The organism is Enterobacter sp. Ap-867 (genome assembly GCF_011752855.1).
Taxonomy (GTDB): Bacteria; Pseudomonadota; Gammaproteobacteria; order Enterobacterales; family Enterobacteriaceae; genus Cedecea.
Genome location: NZ_VWWS01000003.1, coordinates 233936 through 250509 on the forward strand (window position 1 = coordinate 233936; position 16574 = coordinate 250509).

The 16574-nt window shown below is 52.4% G+C and carries 21 protein-coding genes; 13 read left to right on the top strand and 8 right to left on the bottom strand.

Annotation, left to right across the window (positions count from 1 at the left end):
• Window positions 1-86: 86 nt before the first annotated feature.
• Window positions 87-995 (top strand): LysR family transcriptional regulator, encoded by a 909-nt coding sequence (locus F3J26_RS11585; protein ID WP_166993934.1) that lies wholly within the window; start codon window positions 87-89, stop codon window positions 993-995.
• A 150-nt stretch (window positions 996-1145) separates the two neighbouring features.
• Here the strand turns inward: F3J26_RS11585 and F3J26_RS11590 are convergent, their stop codons facing one another.
• Entirely contained in the window at window positions 1146-2030 is an 885-nt protein-coding gene (locus F3J26_RS11590; RefSeq protein WP_008456730.1) for a GGDEF domain-containing protein, read from the bottom strand.
• Window positions 2031-2254: 224 nt separating this feature from the next.
• Window positions 2255-2476 (bottom strand): DUF7661 family protein, encoded by a 222-nt coding sequence (locus tag F3J26_RS11595; protein WP_166993936.1) that lies wholly within the window; start codon window positions 2474-2476, stop codon window positions 2255-2257.
• A 252-nt stretch (window positions 2477-2728) separates the two neighbouring features.
• Here F3J26_RS11595 and F3J26_RS11600 point away from each other — a divergent pair, with 252 nt between their 5' ends.
• From F3J26_RS11600 to F3J26_RS11630, 7 genes are all read left to right on the top strand, one after another.
• On the top strand, window positions 2729-2926 hold the full coding sequence (locus tag F3J26_RS11600) for a hypothetical protein (RefSeq protein WP_008456727.1): 198 nt from the start codon (window positions 2729-2731) through the stop codon (window positions 2924-2926).
• Between the two features lie 141 nt (window positions 2927-3067).
• Window positions 3068-3340, top strand: coding sequence for a hypothetical protein (locus tag F3J26_RS11605; protein ID WP_008456726.1), 273 nt, complete (start codon window positions 3068-3070; stop codon window positions 3338-3340).
• A 293-nt stretch (window positions 3341-3633) separates the two neighbouring features.
• Window positions 3634-4065: an ASCH domain-containing protein gene (locus F3J26_RS11610; protein WP_166993938.1), complete on the top strand. Its 432-nt coding sequence runs from the start codon at window positions 3634-3636 to the stop codon at window positions 4063-4065.
• A gap of 99 nt (window positions 4066-4164) precedes the next feature.
• Window positions 4165-4380, top strand: coding sequence for a fumarate hydratase FumD (fumD, locus tag F3J26_RS11615; protein ID WP_008456724.1), 216 nt, complete (start codon window positions 4165-4167; stop codon window positions 4378-4380).
• A 40-nt stretch (window positions 4381-4420) separates the two neighbouring features.
• Window positions 4421-4774, top strand: coding sequence for a DUF1304 family protein (locus F3J26_RS11620; protein WP_205246474.1), 354 nt, complete (start codon window positions 4421-4423; stop codon window positions 4772-4774).
• A gap of 338 nt (window positions 4775-5112) precedes the next feature.
• Window positions 5113-5271: a YqaE/Pmp3 family membrane protein gene (locus tag F3J26_RS11625; protein WP_008456722.1), complete on the top strand. Its 159-nt coding sequence runs from the start codon at window positions 5113-5115 to the stop codon at window positions 5269-5271.
• A 361-nt stretch (window positions 5272-5632) separates the two neighbouring features.
• Window positions 5633-6742, top strand: coding sequence for an SDR family oxidoreductase (locus F3J26_RS11630; RefSeq protein WP_008456721.1), 1110 nt, complete (start codon window positions 5633-5635; stop codon window positions 6740-6742).
• A gap of 80 nt (window positions 6743-6822) precedes the next feature.
• On the opposite strand, the gene F3J26_RS11635 is transcribed toward F3J26_RS11630, so the two are convergent.
• A complete protein-coding gene (locus F3J26_RS11635) occupies window positions 6823-7671 on the bottom strand; it encodes a Vmh family MBL fold metallo-hydrolase (protein ID WP_166993940.1) in 849 nt (282 codons plus the stop codon).
• Window positions 7672-7803: 132 nt separating this feature from the next.
• On the opposite strand from F3J26_RS11635, the gene F3J26_RS11640 reads away from it, so the two are divergent.
• Window positions 7804-8682 carry a LysR family transcriptional regulator gene (locus F3J26_RS11640; protein ID WP_008456717.1) on the top strand — a complete coding sequence of 293 codons (879 nt, stop codon included), beginning with the start codon at window positions 7804-7806 and terminating at the stop codon, window positions 8680-8682.
• A gap of 93 nt (window positions 8683-8775) precedes the next feature.
• Window positions 8776-9081 (top strand): hypothetical protein, encoded by a 306-nt coding sequence (locus F3J26_RS11645; RefSeq protein WP_008456716.1) that lies wholly within the window; start codon window positions 8776-8778, stop codon window positions 9079-9081.
• Here F3J26_RS11645 and F3J26_RS11650 read toward each other — a convergent pair.
• The gene (locus F3J26_RS11650) at window positions 9075-9428 is read right to left on the bottom strand and encodes a DUF488 domain-containing protein (RefSeq protein WP_166993942.1); all 354 of its coding nucleotides are present in this window, start codon (window positions 9426-9428) and stop codon (window positions 9075-9077) included. The two genes, F3J26_RS11645 and F3J26_RS11650, sit on opposite strands and share 7 nt — an antisense overlap.
• Window positions 9425-9928, bottom strand: coding sequence for a 2-thiouracil desulfurase family protein (locus F3J26_RS11655; RefSeq protein ID WP_166993944.1), 504 nt, complete (start codon window positions 9926-9928; stop codon window positions 9425-9427). The genes F3J26_RS11650 and F3J26_RS11655 overlap by 4 nt, the downstream gene beginning before the upstream one ends.
• Before the next feature lie 162 nt (window positions 9929-10090).
• Here F3J26_RS11655 and F3J26_RS11660 point away from each other — a divergent pair, with 162 nt between their 5' ends.
• Window positions 10091-10798 (top strand): CTP synthase C-terminal region-related (seleno)protein, encoded by a 708-nt coding sequence (locus F3J26_RS11660; RefSeq protein WP_166993946.1) that lies wholly within the window; start codon window positions 10091-10093, stop codon window positions 10796-10798.
• 233 nt (window positions 10799-11031) lie between these two features.
• On the opposite strand, the gene F3J26_RS11665 is transcribed toward F3J26_RS11660, so the two are convergent.
• Together F3J26_RS11665 and F3J26_RS11670 are read right to left on the bottom strand one after the other, a co-directional pair.
• On the bottom strand, window positions 11032-11772 hold the full coding sequence (locus tag F3J26_RS11665) for a class I SAM-dependent methyltransferase (RefSeq protein WP_166993948.1): 741 nt from the start codon (window positions 11770-11772) through the stop codon (window positions 11032-11034).
• 22 nt (window positions 11773-11794) lie between these two features.
• Entirely contained in the window at window positions 11795-12997 is a 1203-nt protein-coding gene (locus F3J26_RS11670) for a CynX/NimT family MFS transporter (protein WP_166993950.1), read from the bottom strand.
• A gap of 98 nt (window positions 12998-13095) precedes the next feature.
• Here F3J26_RS11670 and F3J26_RS11675 point away from each other — a divergent pair, with 98 nt between their 5' ends.
• A complete protein-coding gene (locus F3J26_RS11675; RefSeq protein ID WP_008456703.1) occupies window positions 13096-13896 on the top strand; it encodes an AraC family transcriptional regulator in 801 nt (266 codons plus the stop codon).
• Here the strand turns inward: F3J26_RS11675 and F3J26_RS11680 are convergent.
• A complete protein-coding gene (locus F3J26_RS11680; RefSeq protein ID WP_166993952.1) occupies window positions 13886-15421 on the bottom strand; it encodes a methyl-accepting chemotaxis protein in 1536 nt (511 codons plus the stop codon). The two genes, F3J26_RS11675 and F3J26_RS11680, sit on opposite strands and share 11 nt — an antisense overlap.
• 294 nt (window positions 15422-15715) lie before the next feature.
• On the opposite strand from F3J26_RS11680, the gene F3J26_RS11685 reads away from it, so the two are divergent.
• Window positions 15716-16573, top strand: a complete 858-nt coding sequence (locus F3J26_RS11685; RefSeq protein WP_166993954.1) for an ABC transporter substrate-binding protein — start codon at window positions 15716-15718, stop codon at window positions 16571-16573.
• Window position 16574 lies beyond the last annotated feature (1 nt).

The following is a 16574-nucleotide window of genomic DNA, read 5'->3' on the forward strand; positions in this document are numbered from 1 at the left end:
TGAAAGATGCCTGAGTTTAACGGCTATCAATACTGGTGATTAGGTGGTAAAAATGGCACTTATTATTATCATTTATGGGATAGTTGATGCGTCCGGCGCTTGATTTTAATACCCTGAAAGTGTTCATTGCCGTGGTTGAAAAAGAAAGTTTTGTTGGGGCATCAAAAGTGCTTGAGATGCCGACATCCAACGTGAGCCGCTGTATCTCTCAGTTAGAAGACAAACTGAATATGCAGCTCATTGAGCGCAGCACCCGGCATATGAAACTCACTCAGGCGGGACATTTGCTTTATACCCGAGCGAAGCCCTTAGTGGAGGCGCTCGAGCAAACTGAGACAGAATTAACTTTGCGGCAAGTGCAACTCAAAGGCCCATTGCGCCTGTGTATTCCTAATGAACTGGGGCCTGCATTGCTGGGGGCTGTTATTGCCGACTTCGCCTGCCGACACCCGGACCTGGAAATCAGCTGTGTCACAAATTTGTCCGGGTTGGAATCTCTGCGCGACGATCTGGATTTAGCTATCATTGTTAGCCGCGGCAAGTTGGATGACAGTGACTACATTGCCCGCCACCTGTTGACTATCCCTTGTACGGTTGTTGCAGCCCCGGCCCTCATTCAGCGCTATGGTACGCCCGAACGCATACAGCAATTTGAAGAATTACCCTGTATCACAACGGTCAGTGCGCTGAAAGGCGCGCCCTGGCAGTTCGTCAATAAAAAGGGAGGATTCGAGACTATCAAGGTGAAAGGTCAGTATCGGGTCAACAGCGGAGAGATGGCAGGGCGAGCGGCGGTAGCAGGTGTCGGGTTTGCCATTCTGGCGAAGCAAGCCTGCCAGCCATGGATTGACGACGGCCGGTTAATCGAAATTGAGTTCGAACACTCGGCAGCCCCATTACAGCTGTTCGCTCTTTATTCCGATCGGCGCTATTTGCCCGGTAAAATAAGAGCGCTGATTGATTTTATGCATCAGGAATTGAATCATATAAGTTAAGCTTGAAAAGCCGCAGGAATCAATGAGCCTCTAAACACATAATCTCTCTTTCTCGTTCATAGCTGCAGCGTATTCTCAATACTGTTGTCGGATCGACTATTTGATAACGTTTTCATGGTTTGCCAGAAAATTTCTGCGACTTGTGGCTCATTATGCATAAACTATACGATCTCTGCCGCTTCTCTTGGCCCTATATAATGCTTTATCCGCTGCGGCCAGAGCATACGATGAAGAGCTGTTCATCTGTTTAACGGCAGCACCAATGCTGAGAGTTATAGTCTCTCCGTTACCATCTTTGCATGAAACTGAGTCTTTTATTTCATTGATAACGGCTTCAGCAGCCATGTTATTAAAAATAATTACAGCAAATTCCTCGCCGCCTGATCGTGAGATGAATATATCCTTTGAGAGGAAGTGACTCAGCTGTAAGCCGATATTTTTAAGCGTTATGTCGCCAAAATCATGCCCGTAAGAATCATTTATTTTTTTGAAGTGATCAATGTCGATAATACACAGTGTGCCATATTTAGCATCAAGCTCCCTTAGCTTCATATTAAGATGTCTTCTATTGGGTAATCCTGTAAGTTCGTCAGTTAATGAAAGATCTATCGCAGCTTTATAATTATTATTAATATACTTAATAAATCTCTTGAAGGAAAGAACAATAATAAACATGGCTGGTGCATAAAGCACTGCTGCTATTAAAGAGGTCGTATCGCGATCTAAAATTTCCACTCCACCAGTCAGCGAGGCTAAGCTTGAGTTTAAAAGAAGGAATAACGCAATTCTGAACGACGCTATGTATTTTTCTTCTGATTTAATATGAAAGGATTTTCTGATGAACCATGTTAGCAGGGAAATGGTGCAAGCATTGATAAAGAAATAAAAGTTAAGTCTGCTGACGCTACCCATTGTCAATGTTAAAATCAGGATTATTGCTGTCGCACCGCAGACATAAGCGGTAATCATTCTGTAAAGCAGTCCTTGAGCTGACTCTGCCTCCTCAATAAGTTTGTCATGTATTTTAAAATTCATTTGAAGACCTTAACCGCATGCATAACTCGGAGTGTTATTTAATCACATTACCAGTAGGTTGTTAATCATCTTTGGCAAAGACAAATAGTTAGAAATATTGCTGTTTAGCCGAAGTTTAAGGATTATGTTATTTTTCTGTTATGTTGGGCTGGAAACAAGCGAGTATTTATATAATTTTTTCTTCGGCTTGTGTTCCGGCTAAATGTATCCTTCCTGGACCAATTTCAGCTATCTGTACGCCGCACATCCGGATGCTTTTCACTCGCCGCTTCATGGTAAATATCTCCGAGCCAGCCGGGGAGTTCATCTTCCGTTAGCCATCCCGGGATAACCACATCATAAATCCGGGAATATTTGCCCTCGTTAGGATCAACGCGATAAAGCAGCCATTGTTCACTGACTTTCTTTACGCCCAAACGTCTACCAAAGACATCAAAGTGCAGCATACTTTCCCCTGGCGTGCCCCTATATTTATTAATGATAATCGCTACCGGGCCTGTTGAACAGGCCAGTATTTAGGGGGCATTTTTCCTCTTGTAAAATTCAGACATAAAAAATCCGCGAAATGTTACAGAGTTGTATCAATGAGTTATTTGCCGACGTCGCAAAAGGGCGGGGGATTAGGAAAAGATCCCAGTTTTGTCTGAGTTCTCTTGTGCTAGTTTAGAAAGACAGGGAATTTCATTTATGGAGTGAGTATGGACAAGGACAAGCACGTCTCCGAGGAGCTTCATCCTGAAACGTTGCAGGTGATCGGGGCGGCTGTCGTGCAACTGCTGGCGCGTAAAGAGGCGCTATCGCGGGAGTCGATAGCCGACATGATACATAAGCTGTATGCCAGTGGCCTGGATGACGTAGCGGTGCAGAGGGCGGTTGATGTCCTGATCCTGGGGTAAACGTGTGTTCAGGGCCCTCTATTAGTACGCTATTTTTATACTGCTTTGGCTAATAATCTTCAGTTTTAAACTGATTGTCTTCAAGTGACATGAAGATGTTAAAATTGCAGTTGATTATCATTATCATAAAAGGGATTGTTTATGAATAAGACGCTTATCATCTGCGCTATGTTGTTAACCGCCCACGCCTATGCCGCGAACAAGCCTGCTTCGGAACTCGTCTGGACCGAGGCGGAACAAGACCCGGGCTGCTACGGGAATGTGTGTGTGAGTAACGAAGAAAAGAAACCTCAAAATATGTACGGCAAGCTTGATAAAGGTGACCAAAAGCTGCTGTCCGATCCTTATTCTAAATACGATCGCGATAACAGCAACAGTACCGCCCGGGCTGGCGTGACGTTTAAATGGGATTAAACTCGCTGTTAATTTAAAAAGTGAGAGCCAGATGGCTCTCATCGTTGAGTCACTTACCGACAATGCGCTGAAAAAAAGATACTGTGTGAACCCATCTTTATCATCAAACAGAAATATCTCCTGTTTTCCGTCACAGCTCTGGTAAATTACCCCGTCCACACCCGTTTTTCGATGATGCCCTGCCGGGCCATTCCTTCAAATATATTGTTTAAAATGCAGCTAACACTGGGTTGATGCTCCATTCTGATGGCTTCGCCTGTATTTCAATCCCAAAAGGAGAGGGAGAATACTTCATGTCTACGCGACTGACTGAATACCAGAAAAAATATCCCAATGCGCAGGTATGGGCATTTGGCGATTCGCCTGAGCTGGCCGACGAGCTGGTGGATTTAGTTTTGAAGGGCCGCAAAACAGCGACATGTTCTGCGGTATCTGCCTATGAGAATGGGGAAGAGGCTCCCGTACCCGGCGGATATAGCATTATTCTTAACGGCAGCGGTGACCCGGTTTGTGTTATCCAGACGCGGTCTTTAACGACTCTTAAATTTTCACAGGTCAGTGCAGAGCAGGCCCGTAAGGAGGGGGAAGGGGACTTAAGCCTCTCGTACTGGCGGCGAGAGCATCAGATATTTTTTGAAAGAACTGGTGAGTTTTCTGAAGAGATGCCCTTAATTTTTGAAGAGTTTATGCTGGTGGAACGCATCCCACAGGAAGAGAGCCCGTAACGTGAACTGTTCCAAAAAGCGTAAAAATTGTTTTGCTATTTTTAGTCGTCGATGGCGTTAAATGCTACTGTAAGATCAAACAGATAAGCCGGAGGCGAGATGGATAAAAAAGCTAAAGATGAAGCGCTGTACCAGGAGATGTGCCGCGTGGTGGGTAAGGTGGTGCTGGAGATGCGCGATCTTGGGCAGGAACCTAAACATATCGTGATTGCAGGGGTGGTCAGAACCATGCTGGCTAACCATAAAATCAAACGTTCCCCGCTGACCAGCGAAGCGATGGAACACGTGATCGAGGCGCTGGGCTATGAAGTGTAACCGGTGCCTGGCGACAAAATAACCCTTTCAGGAATTGCCTATGATTGCCAATATTCTTATCGGCCTGGTGGCCGTGATTCACCTTTATATTCTGGTGCTGGAAATGGTGCTTTGGGATAAACCGGCGGGGCGAAAGGCTTTTGGGTTGTCTTCTGAGTTTGCTCAACAGTCGAAAACTCTGGCGGCCAATCAGGGGTTGTACAACGGTTTTTTAGCAGCGGGATTGCTTTATGGACTCCTGGCGGCGAGCAGCGGCTATGAATTTAAACTGTTTTTCCTTATTTGCGTTCTGATTGCTGGTTTATTTGGTGGTTTAACAGCCAGTAAAAAAATACTTTACGTGCAGGCAGCGCCTGCGGCATTGGCATTGATTGCATTATTCGCAGGAATATAATCGAAAAAACCCGGCAAACGCCGGGTCACCATAAGGCTATCATCATTAATATAATTGGTGATCGACCGGATCGTTTTTTGAGTGGTTCCGGCCCCTCCAGTGGAGGAGAAATATAGGCATATTTCGATAGCGGAATGAGGGTTCATCGAGCTACCGAAGGCAAGAAATTATCCTGAGTTGTTATGGTTGGCAAGTGCCGCATGATATTTTTTTCAACATTGAGTTATGAAACTAAATTTTCCAGAATTATCACTCTGAACAAACCTCTGAGATTCGTCTACGCTTTAAGTGCAAGGTGTTTTTTTAGTATGGACTAATCTAATTTATCAGGAGTTTATATGGGGTTTTGGCGCGTTGTTTTCACAATTATCCTGCCACCGTTGGGTGTGCTTATCGGCAAAGGTTTTGGCTGGGCCTTCATCCTCAATATCATCCTCACCCTGCTGGGCTACTTCCCCGGCCTGATTCACGCGTTCTGGGTTCAGACCCGGGATTGACCTGTTGGGCCATTGCTGCGACGCCTGCGCCCGAGAAAAAATGACTGCTTTGGCAACTCACCTCCAGCCCACTGTTGTGGGCTTTTTATTTCCTGTAAATTAAAAAGAGTTCCTGATTACCCAGAAATAACGGTTCTGTTTATCGTTTATTAAGGTTTTCTTAATATTACCGACATCAATAAATAGTCAAAATAATTGCGCCTGAAATTAATTTTTTATTTTTATTTTTCTTTTAAAACAAGGATGTACAAACCGTTACACGAAAGTACTGGGCATTATGTAAAGGTAATCCGCTTTATTGAGGAAACGTTTATTTTTGCCATTTTACTATGCTCGTGTTTTCACTCCTGAGGTTATAATAATGAGTCAACTTTTGATTACCGGTGCGACAGGTTTCCTGGGCGGCGCGGTTTTAGCCCGATCCCTCTCTGAATCTTCTTTCAATACCGTATTACTATTGGTACGAGCGAACTCTCCTCAGGAGGGCGTGGCCAGAATCAGAAATAACCTTGCTAATTTTGGCTGTACTGAAGCACAGCTGGCACAAATTAACCCGGAAAATATATTGCTGGGTGACTTAGCCGAGCCTGAACATTTTCTGGATGATGAAAGACTGTCCAGCGTCACGCACGTTATTAACTGCGCCGCGGTGGCGTCGTTTGGCGAGAATGCGCTGATCTGGAAAGTTAATGTGGAAGGCACGCTGCAGTTTGCTCGCCGCATGTCCCAGGTGAAGGGCCTGCAGCGTTTCCTGCACGTCGGCACCGCAATGTCCTGTGTACCGGATGCGGGCACGCTGGTAACGGAAAGCATGTCGAGCAAGCCGGAAGAAGAGCACCTGGTGCAGTACACCTGGTCTAAGTCCACCATCGAACGTATGATGTCCGAGCAGTTCCCGCAGCTGCCGCTGGTTATCGCTCGTCCATCCATCGTGGTCGGCCACAGCGAGCAGGGCTGTCGCCCGTCCAGCAGCATCTTCTGGGTCTTCCGCATGGTGCTGATGCTCGGGAAATTTATGTGTTCCCTGGATGACAAAATCGACGTTATTCCGGTGGACTATTGCGCAGAAGCGCTGCTGCTGCTGGCGAAGAGCGACTCGCTGAAAGAGAAGATCTACCACATCTCCGCCGGGGACGTGAGCAGCATCCGCTTTGCTGACATCGATGAAGCGATGTCCAGCGCGCTGAACCAGACGCCGATCTTCTCCAATTACGAGCAGGTGGATTACAGCGAGCTGGTGAAAAGCCGCAGAAGCTTCAAATCCATTTACGGGCCGTGCAATGAGCGCTTAATGCTGCGTGCGATGCGTCTGTACGGGGAGTTCTCTATGCTGAACGTGCGTTTCTCTAACGAGAAGCTGCTGGATTTAGGCATGTCTCCACCGCCGCGCTTTGTGGATTACATCAGCCGTTGCGTGGAAACCACCCGGGATTATTCTATTCCCGAGCTGATGAAGGTCGACTTCAAATAATAAAAAGGGAGCGCAGGCTCCCTTTTTAGTTTGCTGATCGTAGTAAAGGGAGCTTTTGCTCCCTTTTTACGTTTAGCGAATCACCACTTCATTTCGCCGGTATTCACTTTGGCGCTCATCTCCAGCGAGCTTTCATCGGCCAGGCCCGGATATTTTTGCTTCATTTCCGCGATGACCGGAGCGCTTTTGCCTTTCTTCAGCGCCAGCTCAAAGTCGGCTAAATAGTCGCCGGTAAAGACCACCGGGGCCGCGCCTGGTTTGACTTCACCAATGTAGTGGCCCGGGATCACGCGTTTTGGCTTCAGGGCCGCCATTTCATCCAGCACATCGCGCCATTCCTGACGGGCAGCTTTTGTCTGGGAATCGGCGGTCCAGACGTGAATACCGGAGCTGACACCTACGCCGCCAAGAATCGTTTTGTTGGCCGGGATCCACAGATATGCAGCGTGAGAAGCGGGCTGGCGCAGCTCAATTTTTTCACCGTCGACGGTGAAGGTTGTCTCGTGCGTCACCTGCGGCACGAAGACTTCTTTTGGCGCGCCATCTTTCAGGATTGGGCCCCAGTATTTGAGCTTCTCTGCTTTGGTTTGGTTGATATGGTTGACGACCAGCGGCGTGGCTTCAATTTTTACCTGCGGGTACGCTTTAACAATGGGCTCCAGGCCAAAGTAATAATCCGGGTCACCGGCGGTGATAAGCACGCGGGTCAGCTTTTTGCCGCTGTGTTGAATCATTTTCACCAGCGCCTCGCCGTCTTTAACGCTGAACTGGGCATCAATCAACGTGGCTTCCGTTGGGCCGCTGATCAGCGTAGAGGTGACCGGGAAGACGCCTTTGTCCTGCGGGTTGTAGACGTCCAGCGTCAGCGGGGCGGCAAAGCTTGCCGTGGAGAACAAAAGGGTGGCCGCGGCCAGGGTCTGTGTCTTCATCTTTTTCTATCCTGATTAACTGAATCAATGGGCCCGCTTGGGAATGAGAAACAGTGTAAATTGCATTTTGTGAATCGTAATGGCCTTATTCAGGTAAGATAAGTTTCATAAATCGAACAGATGGGCGAAAGAATGGACAGAATCATTGCTGCAAAAGTCTATACCCGCATTTGTGAACTGGGCAGCCTGAGCGCCGCGGCGCGGGCGTTAAATATGTCCCGGCCGATGGTGAGCCGCTATCTGGAGCAAATGGAGCACTGGGCGGGAGAGCGGCTGCTGCATCGCTCCTCCCGCAAACTGACGCTAACGCCGACCGGTGAGCGGGTGCTGCAGCAAACCCGGGCGCTCAACGAGGTAGCGGAAAGTATTGCGGCGCAGAAGCAGCAGGATTTGCCTTCGGGGACTCTGCGGGTGGCCTGTTCCCAGTTTGGCGCCCGGTATTACATTGTGCCTTTCTTGTCTGACTTCCTGCGCGACTACCCGGACGTGAGGGTGGAGCTGCACGTCAGCAGCCAGGCGGTGAATATGATTGAGGAGCGTATCGATCTGGCTATTCGCATCACCAACGATCTCGATCCCAATATTATCGCCCGCCGCCTGGGGGAATGTGACTCCCGGCTTTATGCCTCGCCGTCCTACATTGAGCAAAGGGGGATGCCGCGCACGCCGGGCGATCTCGCGCACCACAATTGCCTGCAATATAGCTATTTCCTGCGCAACATCTGGCAAATGGTGGATGAAAACGGTGAGCCGCTGAACGTGGAGGTAAGCGGTAACTTCAGTGCCAATGACTCCGTGGTGCTGATGGATGCGGTCGCGGACGGCGTGGGGATTGCGATGCTGCCGGTTCAGGATGCTAAGCCGCGGTTCGAGAGCGGGGAGCTGGTCAAAGTGCTTGAAGCTTATCCGCCGCGATCGATGGGGATCTACGGTATCTATCGGAGCCGAAGCTACCTGCCCGCCGCGTTGAGGCTGTTCCTGGCGGCGCTGTCGGACAGGCTCGCAAAATAATTTAAGAAAAACCTTAGTTACGGGTAGCCATGCCGTTTACTTTTTGCGCCAGGAATGTTCTGATCTCGCGGCGAAAAAGTGAGGGGAGCAGCAATGTTTCAATTAAAACCGGGCAGCCTGGCGATGATCATCGGCGCTCGTACTGCCGCTGGGCGGGTGAATATTGGTAAAGCGGTAGAACTGTTCGGGCTGTGTCAGCCGGGGGAGCGCTTTGTTAATCCGGTGACAGGCGTGGTAACACAGCTTCCGCCGGAGGCAAACTATCCGCTTTGGCTGGTGACCGGCGAGGTTATCGCCTTTGATGGCCGCCAGGGCTACGCCTTCGTGCGTGCCGAGCATTTAATGCCGCTGGACAAAGATTTTTCCCCACAGGAAGACGAGCTCCATCTCAGCTATTGATCCCGGCAGTGACGTAAAAAGTCGGCCAGCACTAGCGCATGGTTCTGGTCGGTATTTTTTGCGCCATAGAGCAATGTCAGCGTGCCGTGTTCGCCGTGTCGCGCAAGCGCCTGGGCTGCGTTCTGATGTTGCCTAAGCTCTTGCCTGTAGAGCTTGCTGAAGGCGGCAAAGTCGATAGTTTCGCTGTGAAAGGCTTGGCGTAGCTCGTTCGAGGGCGCCAGTTCCTTCGGCCATTCATCGTAGTGCAGGTCGATTTTTTTCATTCCTCTTGGCCACAGTCTGTCCACCAGCACGCGGTAGCCATCATCTTCAGCCGGGGCTGCATAGACTCGTTTACAGCGGATCATGCTCTCTCCTTATCGACGGCCTCAAGCCTGCTCAGCAAGAGTGGGACCTGATGGTCCGCAAAGACTTCGATGCCGTGCTGGCGCAACAGTGCTGCCGCGACGCCCTGACCCGGGATTGTTTTGCCTGCAAAGTGGCCATCGTAAATCTTCTGACTGCCGCAGGTCGGGCTGCCGTCAGTAAGAATAGCAAACAGGCAGTTATTCTCCCGGGCGGTTTGAAGCGCGAGCCAGGCGGCAAGAAGATAAGGTTCGGTGACGTCTGCGCCGTCGCTTTCCAGAATGGCGGCATGTCCGAGTAAAGCGGCTTCACCGCTGCCTCCACTAAGCTCTGCGGGGAGGCGAGGTGTTGGCAGCCCGGCGGCGAGTTCAGGACAGTGGATAACCAGGCGGCCTTCGGCCTGCAGTCGGGCGAGGGCTGCGCCAGTTTGTGATTTTTCGCGACCATCATAGCGGACCTGAAACCCCATCAGACAGGCGCTAACCAGTATTTTTGCTTTCATTTTTTTCTTCGATGAAGTGAACTCGACACGTTACTACATTGTTTGTCCGGGTGGAAAGCGGTGAAAGACTGCCAATTTTTGCGGTTGCCAGCGCAAAGTAAAACGCCTACTCTATCATTCCTTATGTTGTTCTCTTCCCTCAAACATAAGGCCAACCAAAGCATGTCAGACACACAGTTGAAATCCACTTTACGTATTGCGCTTGTCGGCGATTATAACCCGGCGGTGATTGCACACCAGGCCATTCCTCAGGCGTTAGATAATGCGGCCGCCGCGCTTGGCGTCAGCGCGGATTATGACTGGGTCTCCTCGCTGGAAGTGACCAGCCCTGAAGATCTGGTGGGCTATGACGCCATCTGGTGCGTACCTTCCAGCCCTTATCTGAATGAAGATGCCGCTTACCTTGCCGTTCGCTATGCGCGAGAAAACGGCGTGCCTTTCCTCGGTACCTGCGCCGGGTTCCAGTATGCGGTGGTGGAGTATGCGCGTAACGTGCTCGGCTGGGAAGATGCAGGCCATGCGGAAACCGCGAGCGAAGGGCGACTGGTGATTGGCCGCCTGAGCTGCTCGCTGGTGGAGGTTTCAGACAGCATCTCGCTGCTGGCAGACTCCATCGCCGGGCGTGCCTATGGCAAGACGGAAATTGAAGAGGGCTACCACTGCAACTACGGCATTGCGGAGCTGTTTGCCACCGCCCTTGCCGGTGACCCCCTGAAGCCGACCGGCTGGGATAAGCAGGGCGAGATTCGTGCGGTTGAACTTCAGGGGCATCCGTTCTTTGTGGCAACGCTGTTCCAGCACGAACGTAACGCGCTGAAAGGCAGACCATCCCCTTTGGTTGAGGCGTTCCTGGCCGCCGCGGAGAGATAAATTCGGGGTTTAGGGGCGCGGGTAACAGCCCTCACCCCGACCCTCTCCCAAAGGGAGAGGGAGAAAACATATGTCGGGGAAAGTGCTCCCAGGTAGCTTTATCTATTCCCTCTCCCTTTCAGGGAGAGGGTTAGGGTGAGGGTAAGAAAACAGAAGCGACATGCGGTTGAAGTCACCGTCGGATATAAAGCGATGCCCTGGCTCCTGCTTAAATCGCATCATAGACCTTATCTTTACCGAGGCTTAGTCGCCCGAAGAATCAAAAAGGCCGGACGGCGCATCTCTTTTGCCAGACGTGGATGCTGTGTCAGGGTTTCTGCCGTCGGTTTGGTTTCCAGCATTCGGGTGAGGGCGAAGCCGCTGTCGAGCAGGGTATTGACATAGGTTTCCGTAGTGCGGTGGTACTTTTGTACATCCTCCACGAACCAGCTGGTGTGGCGTAAGCCTTGCTGGTGATAGTGGTTCACCGGCCAGATAACCTCTTCTTTATAGGGTTGCCAGCCTACCGGGAAGGCGGTGCACATTGGGTGTTCCACGGAGAAGATAAACTGCCCGCCGGGTTTTAACGCAGCAAAGATAGCGTTGCTCAGGCGGGCGAAATCTTCGAGGTAGTGCAGCGCCAGCGACGAAATCGCCAGATCCCAGGTTTCACCCTCCGGCGAGAATTGCTCCAGCGGTAAATTGTGGTAGCTGATGTTTGTGTCCTGGGTTGCGGCTCGCGCCTGGGCGAGCATCTTTTCCGAGATATCAAAACCCGTCACGCTTGCCGCCCCGTGGGCGCGGGCGAAGCGGGCAAAGTCGCCAAAGCCGCAGCCCAGGTCGAGGATCTTCAGGCCATCCAGCGCGGGCAGCAGGGAGTAAAGCTCGGGGATCTCCAGCAGCCCGTTAAGGCCAGAGTCTTGCTCCCGTAACTGACGGTAATTTTCAAAAAATACCGGGTCGTCGAAAATGTTCTGCGGTGCCGATGATGCCATTCGATCCTCCTTGGGGGTCTGTTCAGGCCGCGGCTTTCTCCGCCGCGCCAATCTCTTTCTGGCGTCCAGCATAAGCCCCAAAGACGCCCATGACGACCGAAAGTAGCGCGCAACCTAATAAAGGGATCGCCCAGCTGCCGGTTATGTCATGAATCTTCCCCATCACCGGCGGGCCGAAGGCGGCCAGAAGATAGCCTACGCACTGAGCCATGCCGGACAGCGCCGCCGCCTGATGTGCGGAACCGGTGCGCATCCCAATGAAAGAGAGCCCCAGAATCATCGCCGCGCCGGAGCCAAAGCCGCCGAGCGACACCCAGAAGATGGAGAAGGCCGGCAGCAGCCACAGGCCGAGCGTCGCCAGACACCACAGCAGCGCCATCAGAGCGGCAATTCCGCGCTGGTCTTTCAGGCGGCTCAGGATCAGGCCGACAAACAATCCCGGAATGGCGGTGGCGAGCTGCAAAATACCGTGTATCGACCCGGCCTCGGCTTCGTTGTAGCCGTGGCTGATCAGAATGGAAGGCAGCCAGCCGATAATCACGTAATAGACCAGCGAGTTAATCCCCAGATACAGGGTGACCTGCCAGGCCAGCGGCGAAGACCAGATGCCGCGGCTGTGCAGCGCCGGGTTGCCGGACAGATTCATTACCGTGCTGCTGCCAAGCTGCGGCAGCCAGACAATCAGCGCCAGCAGCGGGAAGATCATCAGCGACAGCATGGCGCCGGACCAGCCGAAGCCGTGCAGGGCAATCGGCACCACCATCACCGAGCCCAGCGCGGCGGCCACGCCCATCGTGAGCGAGTAAGCACCGGTGAGTTTGGCGACCTGGCCGGGGAAGTCGCGCTTAAGCAGGCTGGGCAGCAGCACGTTGCCCATGGCGATCCCGCAGCCGATGATAGCCGTGCCGATATACAGCAGCGCGGTGTGGCCGGCGGAGCGCAAAGCAATCCCGGCGCAGATGATCAGCAACGCACCAAACAGGCTGCGCTCGGTACCAAAGCGGCGGGCGATCCCGGCGGCAAGCGGGGAAACAACCGCAAAGGCCAGCAGGGGCAGGGTGGTTAAAATCCCGATCTGCGCGGTGGACAGCGCAAGTGCATCGCGCACCATATCCAGCAGCGGTGCCGCGCCGGTAAAGGTGACGCGCAGGGTGGTGGCAATCATCAGAATGCCGAGCAGAAGCAGAGCGCGGCTCTTTTTGCTCGCTGAAGTCGTGGAAGTCATGTGTCTGTGTCCTGAAAAACGGTAAAGCAAAGATACACGCTTCTGCCTTTTTACGAATCAAGCTAAAATGACAGATTATCGCTAAATTCGGACATGCTATGGAACGTGACCTGGATCTCGAAGGGTTTGACCCGGACAGCATCGTGACGCCCGCGCTGGCGTTTCGCATTCGCGCCGCGCAAACCTATAACGAAAAGCCCATCCACACCCATCGAAAAGGACAGCTGATCCTGGCGCTCCACGGCGGTATCACCAGCGAAGTCACCAACTCGATGTGGATGGTGCCGCCGCAGTATGCGGTTTGGGTGCCGGGGAAAATGCCACACAGCAACCGGGTGACGGCGGACGCGCGGCTCTGCTTTTTGTTTATTGAACCGGAGGCGGTCGCCATGCCGCAGGAATGCTGCACGCTGAAGATCTCGCCGCTGGTGCGGGAACTGATCCTGCGTCTGTCCAACGTTCCCCATGAACATCTCGAGTGTGCGCCCATTCAACGGCTGGTGCAGGTGCTGTTTGATGAGCTACCTAATCAGCCGGTGGAACAGCTCCAGCTACCGATCTCCTCACACCCCAAAATACGTGCGATGGCGGACAGCATGGCGAAAAATCTGAAGGAGAAGAAAACGCTGGCCCAGTGGGCGGACGACATGGCGATGAGCGAGCGTAATCTGGCCCGGCTGGTGGGGAAAGAAACGGGGCTGAGTTTTCTGCGCTGGCGGCAGCAGATGCAGCTCATCGTGGCGCTGCGGTATTTGATAAGCGGGATGACCGTGCAAAACGTGGCGGAGTCTCTGGGGTATGACTCCACCACGGCGTTTATTACCATGTTTAAAAAGGCGCTCGGCACCACGCCAGGGCGTTATTTAAGCACCCTGGGCGGGGACGATTTTACAGACTAGCCAGCTTAAACTGGGACACGGCGGTATTCAGCTCATAGGTCTGCGCCAGCAGCGATTCGGCCGCCTCGGAGGCCTGATTCACCATCGCCGCGTTTTGCTGGGTGGTGACATCCATCTGGCTGATGGCCGTGCTGACCTGCTCAATGCCGCTGCTTTGCTCATCGCTGGCGTGGGTAATCTCCACCATCAGCGCAGCGACGCGCTTCACGTCCTGCACCACGGTGTTGATGGTCTTGCCCGCTTCGTTTACCAGTCTGCTGCCGCTGGCGACCTGATTCACCGAGTCTTCAATTAACTCTTTAATTTCTTTGGCCGCACTGGCGCTGCGCTGGGCCAGGCTGCGCACTTCGCCGGCAACAACCGCAAAACCGCGCCCCTGGTCACCGGCTCTGGCGGCTTCTACCGCCGCGTTCAGCGCCAGGATGTTGGTCTGGAAGGCGATGCTGTCGATAACGCCGATGATATCGGTGATTTTGTTGGCGGAGCTTGAAATGCCGTCCATGGTTTCCACGACCTGGGCCACTACCGCGCCGCCCTGTTCCGCGCTTCTCGAGGCGGTATTGGCCAACTGGCTGGCGCTTTGGGCATTCTCTGCGTTTTGCTTCACCGTGGCGGTCATCTCTTCCATCGACGACGCCGTTTGCTCCAGCGCGCTGGCCTGTTCTTCGGTGCGAGAAGCCAGGTCAATATTGCCGCTGGCAATCTCGCCGGAGCGGGTGGATATCTGGTTGCTGCTTTCGTGCACCAGATGGATGACCATGGTGAGCTGCTGGCACATGGTTTCCATCGCGGCCATGACGCTGCTTCTGTCGCCGTCGCGCACTTTCACTTCTCGGGTGAGATCTCCGCAGGCCACGGCGTTGGCAATCTCGGCCACTTCACTTGGCTCGCCACCCAGTGAGCGGAAAATCGTGCGGTGAACCCACCAGCCGACAACCAGCAGCAGCAACACGGCGGCACCGGAACCGATCAGCTGCCATTGCGTGGAGTTAATGCTGCTGTGTTGGGCTTTTTCTACCGCGTTATCGGCATACTCGGCGGAGGCTTTAACGAAGGATTCAATGCCTTTCTGGTGGGCGAAAAAGTCTTTATCGGCCGCTTTCAGCTTTTCAAACAGCGGCGTCGGGGCGCCCGAACGAATAAGCTCCACCAGGTCATTGGCATCTTTGATCATTGCCATCCCGGCCTGGTATTGTTCCCCGAGCAGATTCTGCTGCAGCTCAGGTGGCAGGGCGGCCTTCCAGTAATCAACGCGCTGGTGCCATTGCGCGCTGAGGCGCTTAATTTCGGCATCGGCCTGATCGACGCTCAGCGTGCCTTCCACCACGCGCGAAAGCACCAGCCGCAGTTCAATCAGGTAAATCGGTGCGGGCTTGATGTCAGACATCAAATCCTTTGCCAGCAGGCCGCTTTCGGTGCTTTGGGCGCTTCGGTGGCTGCCGTAGAGTGAAATGGCGGTAACCAGGGCGGACATCAAAATCGAACAGCAAATTAATAGCAACAAATTGTGAGCCAGTGATTTCATTTTGCCTCTCCTATTATTTGAAAAGCTTATCGGCCCAGGAGAAGGGAAACTTTTTCACCAGATCTGAAAACTAGCGGGTGAGTCACAAATTTATGCCATAAATCGCCAATTTTTTATTTTTAAAATAATCACTTAACTCAATTATTTGTTAAATCTATAAGTAAAAGATTTAACGTAGAATTAACTAATATGTTTTCTGCATATGCAATGCAGGATTAAGCATTGGCGAGGGAAAGGCGCTTGTGCGAGCGTAAAGGCATAGCTCGCTCACAGACGGGATAACAAGGAAAATCAATGGCACAGGTAAAGGCTTTAACGTACACAACTTCACACACAACAGCGCAACGTAAATTAACGCTCTCTGCTTTGGTTCTGGCCCTGTCCGGCCTGGCCTCCGCCGCGGTTCACGCAGACCAGCTGGCGGATATTCAAAAAGCGGGGGTGGTTAAAGTGGCCACTTTTGACGCAAATCCACCTTTTGGCTCTGTAGATGCTAAAACACACGATATCGTGGGCTATGACGTTGATTTCGCGAAAGCACTGGCTAAATCTCTGGGCGTTAAGCTTGAGCTGGTGGCCACCAACCCGGCGAACCGTATTCCGCTCCTGCAGTCCGGTAAGGTCGACCTTATCGTGGCGGATATCACCATTACGCCGGAACGCGCCCAGGTGGTAGATTTCTCTACCCCTTATTTTGTGACCGGGCAGCAGTTCCTGGTCCCGGCTTCCGGGCCGGATAAGCTTGAGGATTACGCGAAAGGGCGCGTGGGTGCGGTGAAAGGCACCACCGGAGAACAGGCGCTGGTGCAGCGTTTCCCGTCAATTCGAGTGCTTTCTTATGATGATATCCCGCTGGCTTTTACCGCGCTGCGCAACGGTAACGTCCAGGCGATCACTCAGGACAGCACTATTCTTGCCGGGCTGCTGGCCGAAGCGCCGGATAAGGCGAAGTTTAAAATTCTGCCGGACTTGCTGAGCAAGGAAGAGATTGGCGTTGGCGTGAAGAAAGGGGAACCTGCCCTTTTAAAAGCGGTTAACGACGAGCTGGTGAAGCTGGAACAAAGTGGCAAGGCAGAGCAAATCTACAGCGCCTGGTTTGGCCCCGACAGCAAAACCCCGCAGCCGCGCAGCTTTAAAATTGTAGCCAAATAAT